13 protein-coding genes are annotated in these 17206 nt (G+C 73.3%); 10 read left to right on the top strand and 3 right to left on the bottom strand.

All coding sequences use genetic code 11. The features are described 5' to 3' along the window. Positions 1–473: 473 nt before the first annotated feature. From E0L36_RS20485 to E0L36_RS20465, 5 genes are all read left to right on the top strand, one after another. Positions 474–1382, top strand: coding sequence for a diiron oxygenase (locus E0L36_RS20485; protein WP_180930576.1), 909 nt, complete (start codon positions 474–476; stop codon positions 1380–1382). An 18-nt stretch (positions 1383–1400) separates the two neighbouring features. Continuing rightward, positions 1401–2279 (top strand): hypothetical protein, encoded by an 879-nt coding sequence (locus E0L36_RS20480; RefSeq protein WP_258016351.1) that lies wholly within the window; start codon positions 1401–1403, stop codon positions 2277–2279. 1 nt (position 2280) lies between these two features. After that, on the top strand, positions 2281–3039 hold the full coding sequence (locus E0L36_RS20475; protein WP_180930575.1) for a 4'-phosphopantetheinyl transferase superfamily protein: 759 nt from the start codon (positions 2281–2283) through the stop codon (positions 3037–3039). Then, on the top strand, positions 3036–3689 hold the full coding sequence (locus E0L36_RS20470; RefSeq protein ID WP_180930574.1) for a maleylpyruvate isomerase family mycothiol-dependent enzyme: 654 nt from the start codon (positions 3036–3038) through the stop codon (positions 3687–3689). The genes E0L36_RS20475 and E0L36_RS20470 overlap by 4 nt, the downstream gene beginning before the upstream one ends. Positions 3690–4171: 482 nt before the next feature. Further along, positions 4172–4768, top strand: coding sequence for a M23 family metallopeptidase (locus E0L36_RS20465; protein WP_180930573.1), 597 nt, complete (start codon positions 4172–4174; stop codon positions 4766–4768). Positions 4769–4841: 73 nt separating this feature from the next. On the opposite strand, the gene E0L36_RS20460 is transcribed toward E0L36_RS20465, so the two are convergent. The 3 genes from E0L36_RS20460 to E0L36_RS20450 form a co-directional block, all read right to left on the bottom strand. Next, positions 4842–7721: an AfsR/SARP family transcriptional regulator gene (locus E0L36_RS20460; protein ID WP_180930572.1), complete on the bottom strand. Its 2880-nt coding sequence runs from the start codon at positions 7719–7721 to the stop codon at positions 4842–4844. A gap of 331 nt (positions 7722–8052) precedes the next feature. Beyond that, the gene (locus E0L36_RS20455; protein ID WP_180930571.1) at positions 8053–8787 is read right to left on the bottom strand and encodes a C39 family peptidase; all 735 of its coding nucleotides are present in this window, start codon (positions 8785–8787) and stop codon (positions 8053–8055) included. Between the two features lie 296 nt (positions 8788–9083). Continuing rightward, the gene (locus E0L36_RS20450; protein ID WP_258016350.1) at positions 9084–9830 is read right to left on the bottom strand and encodes a PIG-L deacetylase family protein; all 747 of its coding nucleotides are present in this window, start codon (positions 9828–9830) and stop codon (positions 9084–9086) included. A 104-nt stretch (positions 9831–9934) separates the two neighbouring features. Between E0L36_RS20450 and asnB the strand changes: the two genes are divergently transcribed. The 5 genes from asnB (at position 9935) to mshA (ending at position 17130) form a co-directional block, all read left to right on the top strand. Continuing rightward, on the top strand, positions 9935–11812 hold the full coding sequence (asnB, locus tag E0L36_RS20445) for an asparagine synthase (glutamine-hydrolyzing) (RefSeq protein WP_180930570.1): 1878 nt from the start codon (positions 9935–9937) through the stop codon (positions 11810–11812). Next, positions 11809–12756 carry a PrpF domain-containing protein gene (locus tag E0L36_RS28315; RefSeq protein WP_180930569.1) on the top strand — a complete coding sequence of 316 codons (948 nt, stop codon included), beginning with the start codon at positions 11809–11811 and terminating at the stop codon, positions 12754–12756. Before asnB ends, E0L36_RS28315 begins: the two co-directional genes overlap by 4 nt. A 543-nt stretch (positions 12757–13299) precedes the next feature. Beyond that, positions 13300–13995 (top strand): SDR family oxidoreductase, encoded by a 696-nt coding sequence (locus tag E0L36_RS20435; protein ID WP_180930568.1) that lies wholly within the window; start codon positions 13300–13302, stop codon positions 13993–13995. A gap of 76 nt (positions 13996–14071) precedes the next feature. Beyond that, on the top strand, positions 14072–15652 hold the full coding sequence (locus E0L36_RS20430) for a class I tRNA ligase family protein (protein WP_180930567.1): 1581 nt from the start codon (positions 14072–14074) through the stop codon (positions 15650–15652). A gap of 86 nt (positions 15653–15738) precedes the next feature. Beyond that, positions 15739–17130 carry a D-inositol-3-phosphate glycosyltransferase gene (mshA, locus tag E0L36_RS20425; RefSeq protein WP_180930566.1) on the top strand — a complete coding sequence of 464 codons (1392 nt, stop codon included), beginning with the start codon at positions 15739–15741 and terminating at the stop codon, positions 17128–17130. Positions 17131–17206 lie beyond the last annotated feature (76 nt).

The following is a 17206-nucleotide window of genomic DNA, read 5'->3' as shown; positions in this document are numbered from 1 at the left end:
GAGCGGCCGGGAGCGGCGGTGACGGGCCGCACCGCGGGCCCGTCCCCCGCCGAGCACCACGGCGTCGTACCGCGAGCCCTCAACACGACGCCCGCGCCCGCCCGTTCGGCGCGGCTCCGCTGGTGCCGCGCGGGGGAGGGACACGCGGGACGGGACCACGGTTCCGCCCCGTTCCGCACGACCTGCGCCGTCCCCGAGGCACGGATCCCCCGCCCTGGCCCGCGGTGCGGCGCCCCGACAGCCGTGTACCACCGCCCTGTTCAGTCGTCCGGCGCGTCACCGCTCGCGCGCCGCCCCCGCCTCCCGGCGCCGCGCGCGCCTCCCCGTACGACGCCCCACGGCTCCGGGCGGCGCCGCCCGCACCCCCGCCCTCCGCACAACTCCCGCCCCGTACCAGCGCCCCGCACGCAGCGTTCGCGTCACCGCACCACCGCACCGACATCGACCTCTTCGAGCTTCCGGGAGCAACCGCGATGGCAGCAACCGGCACGGCAACGGCTCCGGCCCTGCCCACGACCGACCGTTTCAAGGACGTCCTCGACCGGCTCAGCTCCAAGGCGGTCGCGGACTACTACAACCCGTACCTGGAGTTCGACTGGCCCGACCGGCTGGAGGAGAACCAGCTGTGGATGTCGCCCGAGCTGCTGAGTGTCTACGGCACCCGGCACTTCGACCGGCTGGACCAGGCCACCCTGTACCGGCTCTCCAAGTGGGAGAGCATCAACTTCTACTCGCTGAACGTGCACGGCATCCGGGAACTGCTCATCGAGGTCGTGAACCGGATCCACTCCCCCGGCTTCGAGGTGCCCTCGGACTTCTTCCACCACTTCATCGGTGAGGAGAACGAGCACATGTGGTTCTTCGCCGAGTTCTGCCGCCGCTACGGCGGGAAGATCTACGGTGCCATGGGCCTGCCCGGCGACTCCGACTGGGAGCCGGAGGCCGAGAACCTGCTGGTGTTCGCCCGGATCCTGCTCTTCGAGGAGCTGGTCGACCACTACAACACCGCCATGGCCAGGGACGCCCGGCTCTGCGAGACCATCCGGCAGGTCAACCGGCTGCACCACCAGGACGAGTCCCGGCACATCGCGTTCGGCCGGGAACTCGTCGGGCTGCTCTACACCCGGCTGCGGGACACCGCCACCGAGGAGCGGCTGCGCGAGGTGGAGGCGTACCTCAAGCGGTACGTGGCCTTCACCATCAACTCCTTCTACAACCCGCAGGTCTACCGCGACGCGGGCGTCAGCGACCCGCTGGCCCTCCGCTCGGCGCTGCTCTCCGACGAGCGCCGCCGCCCCTACGAGCGGGGCGCGCTGCGCAAGCCGCTCGCGTTCTTCCGCAAGACCGGGATCTTCACCGACGACTCCCTGCCCTCCCTCTGAGCCCGCTGCGAGGTATCCATGACCACCGCGTCCGACATCGCGCCGACCCAGGTGCGCACCGCGCGTCCACCGGCGCCACCCCGCGAGACCTCGGGACTGCCCTCGCTCGGCCCGGAGGGCACCGCCCTGCTCCGGCTGCTGGACGACACCTTCGAGAGCTGGGGCATCACCGCCGGGGCCCGCGCCATGACGATGCCGCCGCTGCTGCCCGCCAACGAACTGGCCCGGCTGGACTACTACGACAACTTCCCCCACCAGGCGGTCGTCGCCGCGCCCCTCGACCTGGAGCAGCCGTCCGCGGCCGCGCGCTGCCGGGAGAGCGGCCACTTCCCCCGGGAGACGCTGCGCGAGGCCGAACTGGGCCTGCCGTCGGCGTCCTGCTACGGCGTGTACCTGGACCTCCAGGGACAGCGGCTGCCGGAGGACACCCTGGTGACCGTCGTCAGCTGGTGCTTCCGCCGGGAGGAGCACTACGTCGGGCTCCGCCGCCAACTCGGCTTCCGTATGCGGGAGATCATCGCGCTGGGCAGCGCGGAACACACCGAGCGGCACCTCACCGACTTCTCCGCGAGGGTCAACGAGTTCGCGGACGCCGTCGGCCTGACGCTGCGCAAGGAGGCCGCCTGCGACCCGTTCTACGACGCGGGCAGCTCCAAGGCGGTGCTCCAGCGGCTCTCGCCCGTCAAGTACGAGTTCCTCTTCGAGGACCTGGCCATCGCGTCGGTCAACACCCACCGCAACTTCTTCGGCGAGCGGTGCTCCATCACCACGGAGCCCACCGGCGACCCCGCGTTCACCAGCTGTGTCGCCTTCGGTCTGGAACGCTGGCTCTCCGCGCTGACCCGACGGCACGGCAGCTGGCAGGCGGCCTCCGACGCCGTGCGGCGAGCTACGTGACATGTGGGGCCTGGCCCACCTCGGCCTGGACATCGTGTCCGTCAACCGGGTGCGCCGGCTGCTCGACGAGCACGGTGAGCGGTTCTTCAGCAGGATGCTCACCGAAGGCGAACTCGACGACTGCCGGCTCCCGGACGGCACGCCCACCCCGCACGGCGGCAGCCTCGACCCGCTCGGCCTCTGCGGACGCATCGCCGCCAAGGAGGCCGCGTTCAAGACCCTCCGGGTGGGCGGGCGGCTGCTGCCCTGGCGCGACATCGTGGTGCGGCGCTCCGGCGGCGGCTGGCCGCTGGTCGAACTGCGCCGCGCGGCCGCGGCGATGGCGGAGGAGTCCGGCATCGTCGACATCACCGTCAGCATCAGCCACGACGTCGACTACGCGGTGGCCGTCGCCGCGCCCGTCGTCGGTACGCCGGGGCTTCCCGCGGGACTCTTCCGCGCGCCCGTCGGCACCCACCCGGTCCTTTCACCCACAGCACCCGAATCCGCGTTAAGGAGTAGTCACATGAGCGAGACGACCACCGACCGCACCCGGCAGATCCGGGACTGGCTGCTGGCCCGGCACCCGGAGCGGACCGACATCGACCCGGAGCTGGACCTCATCGAGAACCGGCTGATCGACTCGCTCTCCTTCGTGGAGTTCGTGTTCCTGCTGGAGCAACTGAGCGGCCAGTCCATCGAGATGGAGACGCTGGACGTGGACAGCATCCGCACCCTCGCCGCCATCGAACGCTCCTTCCTGCGCGCGGAGGTGGGGTGACCCCACGGGATCCCCTGCTGCCCGGACGGCTGCTGCGGGGTGAGCGTGACACGCTGATCCCGCAGCTCCGCCGGGTGGCGCCGGAACGCTTCGCGCTGCGCACCGCCTGCCCCGGGTGGACGGTGCGGCAGGTGGCGGCGCACTGCGGTGCGGCGCTCACCCGCATCATCCAGGGCCGTACCGGTGACGGCGCCTTCTCGCCCGAGGCGAACGCCGCCGACGTGGCGGAGCGGGACGACTGGCCGCTGCACGCCGTCCTGGACGAGCTGGAGGCGGGCTTCACCGAGGCCGGTCCGGCCATCGCCGAGGGGGAGCCGCGGCTCGACGCCGTGGCCCTCGGCGAGTGGGTGCACGCGGGAGACATCCGCGAGGCACTCGGCCTGCCCGGCGCGTACGGGGGATCCGGAACACACATCGCGCTGTCGCTGCTGTCCGTCGTCAGCGGCGAGCGGGGCAGCCCGCTGCTGTACGCGCGGCTGCCCAACGCCGAGGCCCCGCTGGCGCTGGGCGCCCCGGTACGGGGGCGCTCCCCCGCCCAACTCCACGCCGATCCCGCCACGTTGCTGCGGCTCTACACGGGCCGCCCCCTGGTGGGCACCCGCTACGAACTGCGCGGCGCGTACGAGCGGGAGCTGGTCATCTACGGCTGACGCGCCGCCCGCCGCGGGCCGGAGTCCGGTCACCGCCCGCGAGTGGCACGGCCCGCCGCCCGGCCCCACGGATCGGGCGGCGGGCCGCGAACCCCGCGAGGTGGGTGAGCCTCGCGGCCCCCGCGGGTGGGTGGCCCCCGCGGGTGGCGTGCGACGGACGTGCTGTGGGGGCGCGGACGGGCACGCCGGGGACGGGCGTGCGGCGGGGCGGGGACATCTCGGGTGACGCCCCCCGCACGACCGAGGGCCGGGCGCGGGAGGTGGTCCCCGCGCCCGGCCCCACCCCAATCGCCGGGCCGTTCTGGGTCACAACCAACCCTCGGTTGGCGTCAGTTCGGGCGCGGGTCGCCCGCCGTCCCGGCGCGGGGCGGCAACGGGGCGCGGGGTGGGGGTGGTGTTGCGGCGGGGGTGGGGGATGTATCGATCGTGTATGCGCGTCTTCTTGAATCCCCTGAGTCACCTCAGGACAAGGGGAGAAGAGCATGCACCGACACCTCAGACGACTGCTGGCCGCCACCGGTGGCATAGCCGCCGTCGCCGTGGCCGCGCCGCTCGCCATCGCGGCGCCCTCCGAGGGGTCCACGGCGTCCGGCCAGGAGCTTTCCGCCGAGGCCGCGGCGGCGCGGCCCGCGTTCAAGATGCCCTTCGAGTGCGGCCAGCGGTGGCTCGGCAGCAACTGGAAGGGCCACAGCCCGCCGCACGCCATCGACTGGAACCACTACAACTCCGCTGGCAGCCCTGACGACTTCGGGCGTCGCGTGTTCGCCAGCGCCGGGGGCAAGGTCCTCGCCTCGTACTACTCGACCACGACCGGCTACGGCAACACCGTCGTCATCGGGCACGGCAACGGCTGGCAGACCCGGTACGCGCACCTGAAGACGCGGGCGGTGAGCAAGGGCGACAAGGTGCGGGTCGGGCAGAAGATCGGCCGCGTGGGGAAGTCCTCCGCCACGTCGAACCTCTCGCCGCATCTGCACTACGAGCAGATCCACAACGGCAGCGCGGTGGTGGCCCACGTCCAGGGCGTCGTCTGGAAGGACTACACGAAGCGCTACCAGACCAGCAAGAACCGGTGCTGACCGCGTCACCCATTACCAACGGTCCGGCCGTGCCCGGGAGTTCGGTGCCCGGCCGGGTTCCGGCGGGGACGGGTCAGCGGAGGGCCCGGAGCTTGGCGTCGACCAACTCGGCCTGTTCCGGGGCCTCCAGGCGGCGCCAGGCGGAGAGCGAGCGGTGGTAGTAGCGCTGCGCCGCCGTCTTCCTCCCGGTGCGGTGGTGGAGTTCGCCGAGGAGGCCCGCCACCCGGGCCTCCGCCCGGCGGTCGCCCAACTGCCGCTGGACGGCCAGCGCCCCCACCAGCAGGGCTGACGCCTCGGCCTCGTTGCCCTGACGGAGGCAGAGTTCGCCGACGCTCTGCTGCACGTAGGCCGCGCAGTGGGTGTCGGACAGCTCGTCGAAGATGCTCAGCGCCCGTTCCAGTTCGGCTCGTGCCGCGGCCGGGTCGCCGCGCAGCTCGTGCGCGACGGCGATCCGGCGGCGTACCTGGGCCTCCCGGTGCCGGTCGCCCACGTCCCGGGCGAGCCGCAGGGCGCCGTCGAGCCAGCCCGCGGCGCGCTCGGCGTCCCCGCGCTCCAGCCACACGGAGGCGACGCCGTTCCGGGCGACCGCCTCCCCGTGCGGGTCGCCGGTCTCCACGAAGACGCGCAGCGCGCTCTCGAACGTGGCCCGCGCGGCGTCGAGTTCGCCGGTGACGCGGTACACGGAGCCCACGCCGAGCGCCGCGACGGCCTCCCCCGCGCGGTGGCCCTGGCCCGCGAACAGCTCCCGTGAGCGGGCGAAGTCGGCCAGCGCCTCCGCGTACCGGTCCTGGTAGAGGTGGAGTTGGCCGAGGTTGCGCAGCAGTGCCGCCGCCCGCACGCCGTACGGTTCCGGTACCGCCTCCAGCACCCGCCGGTGGGTGCTGAGCCAGTCGCCGTAGTAGCCGCGCATGTCGAAGAACCCGGCCAGCTCGATGGCCAGATCGGCGGCGCGGGGCACGTCGTTCCGCGCGAGGGCGGTGTCCACGGCGGCGACGAGGACGCGGCGCTCCCCCTCGAACCAGTCGACCGGACGGGCCCGCGGGACCTCAGCGAGGGAGGCGAACTCAGCGTCCAGGGGGCGTTGTTCACCGAGGACGCCGAGGAAGCGGACGGGGGTGGCGGCGTTGGCCACGCGGGCCAGGCCGATCAGGACGTCCGCGAGCCGCGCCCCGGCGGGCGCTCCGGGGCCGCCCGCCTCCGCGAGTTCGCGGGCGTAGCAGCGCAGCAGGTGGTGCATCCGGTAGCGGTGGGTGCCGAGCCCGTCGGTCCCCGCCACCTCCAGCAGGTGCTCGTCCAGGAGGGTTTCGACGGCGTCCGGCGCCGCGCCGGGCCGTCCCATGGCGACGCCGACCATCCAGGCGGGTACGTCCTCCTCGGCGAGCTGCCCGAAGCAGCGGAAGGCCAGGGCGGCGTCCGCGGGCAGGTGCCGGTAGCTCAGCTCGGCGCTGGCCCGCACCGCCAGTCCACCGGTGCGGAGTTGGTCGAGGCGTCCCCGTTCGTCGTGCAGGTAGTCCGCCAGGGCGCCGACGGTCCAGCCGGGGCGGTTCGCCAGCCGGGCGCCCGCGATCCGCACGGCGAGTGGCAGGGAGCCGCACCCGGCCACCACCCGGTCGACGTCCCCGGCGTGCGCGCGGAGCCGTTCCGGGCCGACGATCGCGGCGAACAGCGCGCCCGCGTCCTCCCGGCTCATGACCTCCAACGGCAGGTGATACGCGGGGAGTTCCGGCATCCGGCGGCGGGAGGTGACCAGGACGGCGCAGCCTCCGGTGCCGGGCAGCAGCGGACGTACCTGGTCGGCGCCCACCGCGTCGTCCAGGACGATCAGGAACCGGCGCTGGGCGAGGCGGGAGCGGAAGAGCGCGGCACGTTCCCGCACGTCGGAGGGGATGGCGCTGTCGATGACGCCCAGCCCGCGCAGCATCTCGGCCAGGACCTCGCCGGGTTCACGGGGGCGGTCGCCCATCGCGCCCAGGTCGACGTGGAGCTGGCCGTCGGGGAAGGTCTCCCGCACCCGGTGCGCCACCCGCACCGCCAGCGTCGACTTGCCCGAGCCGGGGGCCCCGGACACGATCACGGCTACCGGCTGCCGGCCAGCCAGGGCGAGCAGCCGCTCAAGCGTTCCGGTCTCCGTCGCCCGGCCGGTGAAGTCCGGGATGTCCATGGGGAGTTGGCAGACCGGTGTGGGCTGTTCCACGCGGCGCGCTGGCGCGTAGCCGCGTACCTCCTCCCCCACCGCCCGTAACGGGGCGCTCGGTTCGACGCCCAGTTCGGCGGCGAGCACCCGTTCGGCGTCCTGGTAGGCGGCCCGGGCCTCGGCTCCCCGGCCCGCGTCGTGTAGTGCCCGGGTCAGCATCCGCCACAGGTCCTCGCGCAGCGGGTCCTCGGCCAACCGGGACCTCAACTCGCTGACGAGCGTGGGGTAGTCGCCCATCCGCATCCGCGTCTGGAGGCACTCGTCGACGGCGGCCGAGCGGAGGGCCTCGATCCTGGTGACCGTCGGGTCCCACACGACGCTGGGCGGGACGTCCTGGAGCACGCCGCCGCGCCAGAGGGCGAGCGCCGCCTCGTAGCCGCGCAACGCCTCGGGGTAGTCGCCCCGTTCGAGTGCGTCGCGGGCCCACTCCAGCCGCTGTTCGAACAACAGCCGGTCCAGTGCGGCGGGTTCGACGTCGAGGGCGTAGCCGGAGCGTTCGGTGCGTAGTTCGCCCGGAACCCGGGCCGTCACCAGCGCGCGCCGCAGGTTGCGGACGTAGGTCCGGACGTTGGCGACGGCGGAACGCGGCGCGCCGCCCGGCCACAGCACCTCGGTCAGCAGGTCGAGGGAGACGAAGCCGCCGGGTTGCAGCAGCAGCGTGGCGAGCACCGCGCGGGGTTTGGGGCCGCCGACGGGGACGAGGGCGCCACCGGCCCGTACCTGGAGCGGTCCCAGCACTCCGAACGTCGGCTCCTTCATCTGCCCGCCTCCGGACGGTTCCGCGTCGGGCGCGTGGCGTTCCGGGGCCACCGCCGGGGTTTCCCGTCCGGTCGCGCCGCGCGCGGCCCACGTACTCCACAGGTCGCGTGCTCCCTCGCCCGGTCCGGGACTCCCGTCCCCTCACCGTCCGGGACGGCGACTCCGCGTCCCGATGGGCGGGTTGGGCGAGTACGCGGGCGGGTCGAGGTGGGTGGGAGCGGGTCCGTCCGCCGGACGGGACCGTCGGCGCCGTGCCGTACCCGCTCCTCCTGACCCTCCCGCGTGCGGCCGCCGGTCCCGGGTGCGTGCGCAGGACCGGCGGCGGGGGGTGTCAGGCGGCGTAGCCCTTGGGCGGGATCAGGCTGGCGAGCTGGGAGAAGTTCAGCCAGTAGATCTGCCACCCGTTGAAGGAGGCCGAGTCGGCGATGAGCACCGTGTTGTAGTCGGTGTCGTAGCCGATGACCGTGAAGTAGTGGTACACGGTCTGGTCCGGCGGGTAGCCGGGCGGCTGGTTGCCGGGCGGGGCGACGATGTTCGCCACCACGGCGTAGCCGTCGTCGATGTCCGTGACGACGTCCGTCCACAGCTGGTCGATCTGGCCCTGTGTGGGCGGGTCGTTGGGCATCTCGCGGATGAAGTACTCGCCCGCGTCGATGCGGTTGTTGAGCACCGTGGCGATCTGGCTGATGTGGTCGGTGCCACCGGTGTGGGTGCCGAGTTCGGCGGCCAGGGTGGCCTGGCTCGGCGGCGCGACGCGGGCGGAGAGCGCGCAGCGGGTGGCGGCGGGGCCACACCAGTAGCCGGTCTCCTGCACCTGGTACTCGACCGAGATGACGTGCTCGCCCTTGGTGTTCACCTCCTTGGTGCGCAGCACCGGGAACTTGGAGCGGTACCCGCCGACGACCTCGGTCGCCACCTGGATCCCGTTGGGGTGCGCGGGGCTCGGCGGGATCGGGGCCACCTGGCTGCCGCCCCGGGGGGCCCGGCTGGCGTGGGCGGTGCCCGTGGACAGCAGCGCTCCGGTGGCGGTGAGGGCCATCGCTCCGGCGAAAGCTCTTCTTCGCATAGGTGTGTCCTTCACTGTGGGGGAATCGTGAGCATGCCACAGCGCTCCTGGGGCGCGGAAGATACGTGCGCACCGCGCGTAGACCCGATCTCATCCGTGGGTGAGTTCGGGACGTCTCCCCGTGCCACACGCCCCTCACGGCCCCCATGGACCTCACGCGCACCGGACCACCGGGCGCGACTCCCGCGCGAAGGCGACCGTCAACTCGTGGGCTGGATAGGCGACTTCGACGGCCCGAGCGGATGGCGCGAAGGGTCCGGTCTGACCAACAGGGGGCGGCGGTCCGGCTGTTCGGACTACTCGGTGCTGACGACCTGGAACGCCTCGGCGAGACGGCCGGGCGGGAGACCGGCGGCCCGGGCGTGCTCGGTGAGCCAGTCGCGCAACAGGCCGGCGAGGTCCGAGAGATGGGCGGTCTGCGAGGTGTGGATGCGCAGTCCCTCCACCTTGCGGTCGAAGACCGAGGTCACGTCCATGTACTGGTTCGGGGTGGGGCCCATCATGACCCAGAGTTCGGGGACGGCCCAGGGCGCGAGCCCCTCGTCGCGGAGCAGCGTGGGGTGGGCGAACTCGTTGCGCGCCTCCGGGTAGACGGCGCGCAGGGCGGCGTCGCCGACGGCACGGTGGTCGGAGTGGAGGTCGGCGACGCGGCGCCAGTTGATCTCCGGGCTGGGTATCACGGCCCGCTGGGGCCGTACGTCGCGGATGACCCGGCAGAGGTCGCGGCGGAGTTCCTCGGTGGGTTCGATCCTGCTGTCGGGGTAGCCGAGGAAGCGCACGTCGTCGACGCCGTTGGCCTTGGCGGAGTGGACCTGTTCGGCGCGTCGCAGGTCGGCCATGACCTGGCGGGGCAGCCGGGAGTCGTAGCCACCCGCGCCGCCGTCGGTGACGATGCAGTACGTGGTTCTGGTGCCCTCCGCGATCCATCGCATCACGGTTCCGCTGACGCAGAACTCGATGTCGTCCGGGTGGGCGGCGACCACGAGCAGACTTTCGGGGGCGCTTCGGTCGGGCATCCGCGCGCCGTTCTCGAAGTCAGTCATGAGCAAAAGGCTCTGGGGTGCTGAACTGAGCGGCAAGGCAGGGGGGTTGGCGTGTTAACGCCATGGCACTCACTAGCCAGCAAAAAAATTGGTACATTCAAGTTATGTGCAGGATCTTCGGCACGTTCGCGGTCGGGGCCAGCGGTGACGAGCTGGCCGAGGTCTCAGCACGGCAGCGCCACGGCGGCCCCGACGGGCACGGGGTGTGCGGCGGCCCCGGCTGGTCGCTGGGATGCGACCGGCTCGCCGTCACCGATCCGGCCCACGGCCACCAGCCCTACAGCCTGCCGACCGTGCCGGGCGTACTGGCGGTGTTCAACGGGGAGTTGTACAACCACCACCGGCTGCGGCGGGCCATGTCCGCCCGGGGCCACCACTTCCCGGACACCTGCGACGGCGGTGTCCTCCCCGCCCTCTACGCCGAACACGGCGCGGACTTCCCCGAGTTGCTGGACGGCATGTTCGCGCTGGCCGTACTCGACCTGCGGGGCGGCCGGTTCCCGCCCCGGCTGCTGCTCGCCGTGGACGACGCGGGCATGAAGTCGCTGTACTACCACGTGGCGCCGGACGGCGCCCTCCGCTTCGCCTCCGAACTACCCGCGCTGCTGGGCTTCGACGGGGTACGCGCCCTGCCACGCCCCGACACCCTCGACCGCGTGCTGACCACCCGTACCCCGCTCGGGGAGGAGACCGCGCTGGACGGAGTCCGGGTGCTCTTACCCGGAACGACCGCCGTACAGACGGGAGTCCGGAGCGCGCGGGGTCTGCTTCCGGGCACCAAGGACCAGGGCTCGCGCTCCGCCTGGCCGTCGCTCTCCGCACCGCACCCGCTGCAACCGTTCCACCGCCCACCGCACTCCACCACGCCCCGCCCCGGACGGCCGGACGCACGCGAGACGTTACGCCGCGAGGTGCGTCAACTCGGCCGCGCCGACGTGCCGGTGTGCGCGGTCTCCAGCGGCGGGCTGGACTCGGCGCTGGTCACCGCGCTCGCCGCGCGAGACCGCCGCGCCTCGGGACGTCCCCCGCTGCACACCTTCCACCTCACCTACCGTGGACGCTGGCCGGAGACGGAGCACGGCTACGCCCGCGCGGTGGCCCGGCGGGCGGGCACCGTCCACCACCAGGTCGAGGCTGACCCGGCGGAGTTCGCGGCGCTGTTACCGGAGACGGTGCGGCGGCTCGGCCAGCCCAACGCGGACCCGATCGCGCTCAGCACCCACGTGCTGTTCCGCGCCATCCGGGAGGAGGGCTTCACGGTGGCGCTCACCGGGGACGGAGCCGACGAACTCTTCGGCGGCTACCCCCGCGTGACCAGCGCCGTCGGCGCGCCCGAGGGCACCGACTGGGTGACGGACTACACCGAGGCGCTGTCCGCCGCGCCACGGGCGCTCCGCGAGCACCTGTACACCGACGCCTACCGCGACGCCCTCACCGAGCGGGGGCGTAGCGGGGACGCGCTGGCCGCACGGCTGCGCACCACCTTCCAGGACCGGCTGACCGCCCTCACCCGGTTCGAGACCGAGACGCGGATGCCCGCCTACCACCTGCGCCGCGTCGACCACCTGAGCATGGCCCACGCGATCGAGGCCCGACTCCCCTTCTGCCAGCCCTCGTTGAGGGCGCTCGCGCACCGTCTCCCCCCGCGCGCCCGGCTGGGGAAGCGCGCGCTGTACGCGGCGGGCACGGGGCTGCTGCCGCCCGCCGTGCTGCACCGCCGCAAGCAGCCCTTCACCCTGCCGCTCGCCCCGATGCTGACGCGCGGCAGCCCACTGTGGAAGCTGGCGCGGGAGTTACTCGACCCCGTACGGCTGCGGGAGGACGGACGGTTGCGGGCCGAGCGGGTCACCGCGCTGCTGGAGCGGCAGGCGGACCACCCGCGGACCAGCACGGCGCTGGCGGTGTGGGCGCTGCTGGTGCACGAACTGTGGCGGGAGACGCTTCCGGCGGCGGTCCGGGTGCCCGGGCGGCGCGCGGCGTGAGAGCGGACCTGGTGCGCGCCGAGGGCGCGCCGGGCCCCACGCTGGTGCTCGACCGGGACCTGCTGCCGCCCGGCGCGCTCGCCCTGCGTTCCGAACTCCTCGCCGTACGCGATTGGTTGGCGGCTACCGGACGTACCGAGGTCACCAAGATCGGACTGTACGGGGCGGCGCGGGCCCCCGGCTGGGACCTCGACTACCGCTTCGTGCAGTGCCTTCCGGGCCCGGGGGCCTTCGACTTCCGTACGGGATGCGGGCACTCGCTGCTGGCCTGCGCCGTCGGCTCGGGGCTGCCCGGCCCGTTGCGGGTGCGGGCGCTGACCACGGGCGAGGGCATGGTCTGTGTCCCGGAGCGGGACGGCAGCCACACCGTGCGGCTGCACCGCCGGGTGCCGCTGCCGGGACTGCTGCCGTCCGGGCGGCCCGCCGAACGGCTCGGGGGCCTGCCGGTGTCGCTGGTCTGGTACGGCAACCCGTACGTCTTCGTGGACGCGGCGGCGCTCGGACTCCCCACGGAACAGGCGCTGTTCACCGCCGACGAGGCGACGCTCGCCGCGCTCCGCGCGGTGCGGGAGGCCGCGGCGCGGACGCTGGGCGTCCCGGCGGGCCGGGCGCTGCCCAAGGTGGCGGCGGTCGGCGCCTACCGCCCCGGGCGGCTGAGCGTACGCGCGGTCACCACCCACGGCTGGCATCCGGCGCTGGCGGTCACCGGGACGCTGTGCCTGGCCGCCGCCGCGGCGGTCCCCGGCACCGTGCCGCACCGGCTGCTCGCGGCGGACGCCACAGCCGGGCCACTTCGGGTGCGCACCCCGGGGGGCGGAGCCCGCGTCGGGACGGAACTCAGCTTCGGCGGACGGGTGCTGGACGCGGCGGTGGTGTACGGGAAGCGGGTGCGGGTGCTGGAGCGGTCGATCAGCCTCCCGTGGCGTATCCACGTCACGGCGTGAACGCGAACCGCCGCTGGCCGGGCCTGGTCTGGGCCGCTGTGCCACGCTGAAATCCGGAATTAATCACCAACCGGGACCGGTTGGCCACCGCCCGTCCGACGGCGGGTGGTTGACCGGCACCTCCCCGAACGGGCCGGACATCCGGTCCCGAGCAGCCAGCACCCAGCACCCCGGTTGACGGGCCAACGCCCCGTCCCCGCCCCGGACTCCGGCTCCGGGCCCGCGCACGGCGGGCCGCCCCGGGGCTGGGCGTACACCGCACACCCCGTCCCGTCCCGCCTCCCCGCACCACTCGCACCACCCGTCCCGCCCTCCCCTCGACACACCCGACGCACCCGTCCGCGCCCGCCCGGCCGCCGAGACGCACGGATTCCCAACTCCCCTATCAGCAGGACCAGATGAGTACCGCACCACAGGAACGCGGGGCCCACGGCCCGGCGGCCGTCCCGACACCCGTCACGTCCGGCCGGTCCCCCCGACGCCCGGCCGGGGTCCCACGCGCCACGCCACGCACCGACACGGCACAGAGAGGTGGTCAGAAGAATGGAGTTCACTGACATGCGGGTCGTGGTGACCGGTGCGTCCCGGCACTTCAGCCGCGCCCTCGCCATCGGCTTCGCCCACCTGGGCGCCGAGGTGTTCGTCTCGGCCCGCACCGTCGAGGCCGCCGAACGCACCCGCGAGGAGGTCATGGGCGCCGCCCGGGACCGCATCCACGCCTTCGGCTGCGACCTCAACCGTCCGGAGGAGATACGGGAGTTCGCCCGTCAGGTCGGCGAACACACCCGCCAGGTCGACCTGCTCGTCAACAACGGCGCCCGCTGGCTGGACGGGATCGAGCTGGAGGCCGCCCGGGACGAGCAGATCATGGAGACCATCGAATCGACGGCGGGCGGCACCGTGTTGATGGTCAAGCACTTCCTGCCGCTGCTCCGTGCCTCCGTCCGGCCGGACATCGTCAACATGGTGGCGGTCTCCGCGGCGGACGGCGGCGGCGCGGGCCGCGCCCACGAGGCGTTCTACGCCGCCAAGAGCGCGCAGTCCGGCTTCGCGGACATCCTCGCCCGGCGGCTGCGGACCTCCGGGGTGCGGGTCTTCTCGCTTTTCCCCCCGGACTTCGAGGAGCGGCTGGAGCCGGACGAGAAGCTCACCACCCAGGCGCTGTTCGAGTGCATCGTCTACGCCGTCAAGCAGCCCCGCGACTGCTTCATCCGCTCCTTCCACTTCGAACCGTGCTGAGCACGTCCACGCACCGTGCTGAGCGCACCGGCCGGTCCGGCGAACGGAACTCGCGGCCGCGTCAAGGAGGTCTGTCGTGAACACCCCGCTGTGGATCACCGCCACCCCGCCGGTACCCGACGGCGAACTGCACGCCGGGCACCTCACCGGGCCCTACGTCGCCGCCGACGTGCTGTCCAGGTTCCTGCGCGCCGACGGCAGGACGGTGCTCTTCACCAGCGGCACCGCCGACCACAGCACCTCGGTCGCCGAACGGGCGCTGCGCACCGGACGCGACGCGGCCCAGGTCGCGGAGGGCTTCCGGGAGTCCATCACCTCGGACTGGCTGCGCGCCGGAGTGCGCTTCGACCGGATCGTCGCACCCCGCGCCCGGGGCGGCTACGACCGCTGGCTGCGCGGCCTCCTCGAACGGCTGCACGGCGAGGGCGTCCTGGTCCCACGCACCCGGCGGCTGCCGTACTGCGACGGCTGTGAACGCTGGCTGTTCGGCGCCCGGGTGCGCGGTGGCTGCCCGTACTGCGGCGCCCGGAGCGCGGGTGGCGCCTGCCGCGCCTGCGCCCGCCCCAACGACTGCGGTGACCTGCTCGCCCCGGAGTGCGGACACTGCGGCGCCACCGCCCGGATCCGGCGCTGTCGTCGGCTGTACCTCCCGCTGGAACCGTTCCGGGAGGCGCTGATCGACTACTGGCGGGCCTCCGCGCTGCCGCCCCGGCTCACCGCGCTCTGCCAGCTCCTCGCCGACGAGGGCCTGCCGGACGTGGCGGTCGCCCACCCCGGCGACTGGGGCGTGACCCTCGACATGGAGGGCTTCGCCGAGCACCGGGTGGACACCTGCTTCGAGTCGGCCGCCATGCACCTGTACGGCTACGGCTACGACCGGGTGCCGCTGCCCGAACGCACCGTGCACTTCTGCGGGTTCGGGCACAGCTTCTGCCACGCGGTGCTGCTTCCCGCGATCCTCATCACCCAGGGCGTCAAGCTGCCGCAGGAGTTCTTCGTCAACGAGACGCTGCGCAGCGGCTCCGACGGCGGGCAGGGCCGCGACTGGCGGGACGCCTGGGCGCTCGACCTGCTCACCGAGTACGGCTCGGACACCCTGCGGCGGCACTCCCTGGAGGCCCGGCCCACCGGACCGGGCGCCGTGTTCAGCCGGGAGCGGCTGGAACAGACCCGCGGGGTGCTGCACGGCACCTGGAACGGCTGGCTGACCGGCCTCTTCGGCAGGCTCACCAGCCGCTGCGGCGGCATCGTGCCCAACGTCCCTCCCGGCGGCGCGGGTTGGGATACGCAGCTGCGCAGGCTGCGGCACACCTGTGAGGAGTTGCGCGAGGCGTACACCCCGGAGGGCTTCGACCCCCGCCGCGCGGTGGCGCTGCTCGACGAAGTGGTGTGCTCCATCGCCGACTTCGGGAACCTGAACGCACCACGGTCCGAGTCCGGTGAGGGCGGCGAGGAACACCTGACGGCGCTGGCCGCCGAGTTGGGCGTCTGCTCGGCGCTCACCGCCTGGGCGTACCCGGTGATGCCGGAGGGCGCCCAGCGGCTCGCGGCCGTTCTCGGCATCGAGCCGGGCCGTCCGGTCACGGCCGAGGCCATCGCGGTGCCCGCTCCGGGCACCCGCGTCACCCCACCCTCCGGGCCGGTCTTCGGATTCTGAACCCCGTATCCGGTGCCGCGTGACCGGGCGCCGGAACCGCGCGACGGGACATGTGGCACTCCAACCCACCACAACGGGAGAGCCACATGTCCCTTCGCATCGCGATGCTCAGCGTCCACACCTCCCCGCTGCACCAGCCCGGCACGGGCGACGCCGGGGGGATGAACGTGTACCTGGCCGAACTCGCCAGGGCCCTCACCGGCTTCGGAGCGGAAGTCGACCTGTTCACCCGGAACGAGGGTGAACGCGCCGCACCCCAGGTGCCGTTGGCGCCAGGCGTGACCGTGCGACATCTCACCGCCGGACCCCAGCGCCGGGTGGCGAAGGAGGAACTACCCGCCCGCGTCGTGGAGTTCTCACTCGCCCTGCTGCGCTCCGCCCGCGCCGGACGTCCCTACGACGTGGTGCACTCGCACTACTGGCTGTCCGGGCAGGCGGGCCGCATCGCCGCCGCCCGCTGGCGCGCGCCGCTGGTGCACACCATGCACACCATGGCCCGGGTGAAGAACGCGGCGCTGCGCGCGGGCGAGAGCGCCGAGCCCGAGGAGCGGGTGCGGGGCGAGCACCAGGTGGTGGAGGCCGCCGACCATCTGATCGCCAACACCGGCTGTGAAGCAGGGGAGTTGTGCGATCTGTACGGGGCGGTGCCGGATCGCACCCACGTCATACGGCCCGGTGTCGACCTGCGGACCTTCCACCCCGGCGCCGGGCGGCAGGCGGCACGCGCCCGGCTGGGGCTGCCCCGCGGCGCGTTCGTGCCACTGTTCGCCGGGCGCATCCAGCCGCTGAAGTCCCCGGACGTTCTGCTGCGCGCGGTCGCCGAACTCCTCGCACAGGCACCGTGGTTGCGCCGCCGGACGGTGGTCCCGCTGATCGGGGGCGTCAGCGGCAGCGCGGCGCGGATGGCGGACATCTACCGCCTCTGCGCGGAACTCGGCGTCAGCGACGTGGTGCGCTTCGAACCCGCTCTGCCTCAGGGCGAGTTGGCGCACTGGTACCGGGCGGCCGACGTGCTGGTGATGCCCTCGCGCAGCGAGTCCTTCGGGCTGGCCGCGCTGGAGGCCCAGGCGTGCGGGACCCCGGTACTGGCCGCCTCCGTCGGCGGGCTGCCCACGGCCGTCTGGGACGGCGTGACGGGCTTCCTGGTGAAGGGGCACGAACCCGCTGACTACGCACGCCACTTGCGGTGGATGGCGCGCTTCCCGGGGATGTCCTCCCCGATGGGCGCGGCGGCCGTGCGGCACGCGCGCGGCATGAGCTGGCGGGCTTCCGCCGAGCGCACCGTGGAGGTCTACGAGCGGGCGCTGCGGCAACGACGCGGTGGGGCAGAGACGGCGGCACGTCTCTGCCCCGGCGGCACTCCCTCCCTGGAGGAAAAAGGAGGCCACAAGGGCAGCTTAGCACATCTTTTTAATGGACCAAATGTAGTGACCACTCAGGAAAATGGCATTTCCCTGGCCCGGCGAGCGGGGATCTGAACCCCCTGGCGGACTCACGCACACTGTCGCATCCTCGTCATGGCGCGTATGCGACTTCAGGAATCCTGGTTTCCCC

This window comes from Streptomyces sp. AJS327 (genome assembly GCF_013450295.1).
Classification (GTDB): domain Bacteria; phylum Actinomycetota; class Actinomycetes; order Streptomycetales; family Streptomycetaceae; genus Streptomyces.
Note: the sequence above shows the minus strand (reverse complement) of the source record. Positions and strands in the feature narration are given on the sequence as shown.

Excerpts from the sequence above, each read along its gene's own strand:
- E0L36_RS20485 (WP_180930576.1), top strand. The coding sequence starts at position 474 with ATGGCAGCAACCGGCACGGCAACGGCTCCGGCCCTGCCCACGACCGAC.
- E0L36_RS20480 (WP_258016351.1), top strand. The coding sequence starts at position 1,401 with ATGACCACCGCGTCCGACATCGCGCCGACCCAGGTGCGCACCGCGCGT.
- E0L36_RS20475 (WP_180930575.1), top strand. The coding sequence starts at position 2,281 with ATGTGGGGCCTGGCCCACCTCGGCCTGGACATCGTGTCCGTCAACCGG.
- E0L36_RS20465 (WP_180930573.1), top strand. The coding sequence starts at position 4,172 with ATGCACCGACACCTCAGACGACTGCTGGCCGCCACCGGTGGCATAGCC.
- E0L36_RS20460 (WP_180930572.1), bottom strand. The coding sequence starts at position 7,721 with ATGAAGGAGCCGACGTTCGGAGTGCTGGGACCGCTCCAGGTACGGGCC.
- E0L36_RS20455 (WP_180930571.1), bottom strand. The coding sequence starts at position 8,787 with ATGCGAAGAAGAGCTTTCGCCGGAGCGATGGCCCTCACCGCCACCGGA.
- E0L36_RS20450 (WP_258016350.1), bottom strand. The coding sequence starts at position 9,830 with ATGACTGACTTCGAGAACGGCGCGCGGATGCCCGACCGAAGCGCCCCC.
- asnB (WP_180930570.1), top strand. The coding sequence starts at position 9,935 with ATGTGCAGGATCTTCGGCACGTTCGCGGTCGGGGCCAGCGGTGACGAG.
- E0L36_RS20435 (WP_180930568.1), top strand. The coding sequence starts at position 13,300 with ATGGAGTTCACTGACATGCGGGTCGTGGTGACCGGTGCGTCCCGGCAC.
- mshA (WP_180930566.1), top strand. The coding sequence starts at position 15,739 with ATGTCCCTTCGCATCGCGATGCTCAGCGTCCACACCTCCCCGCTGCAC.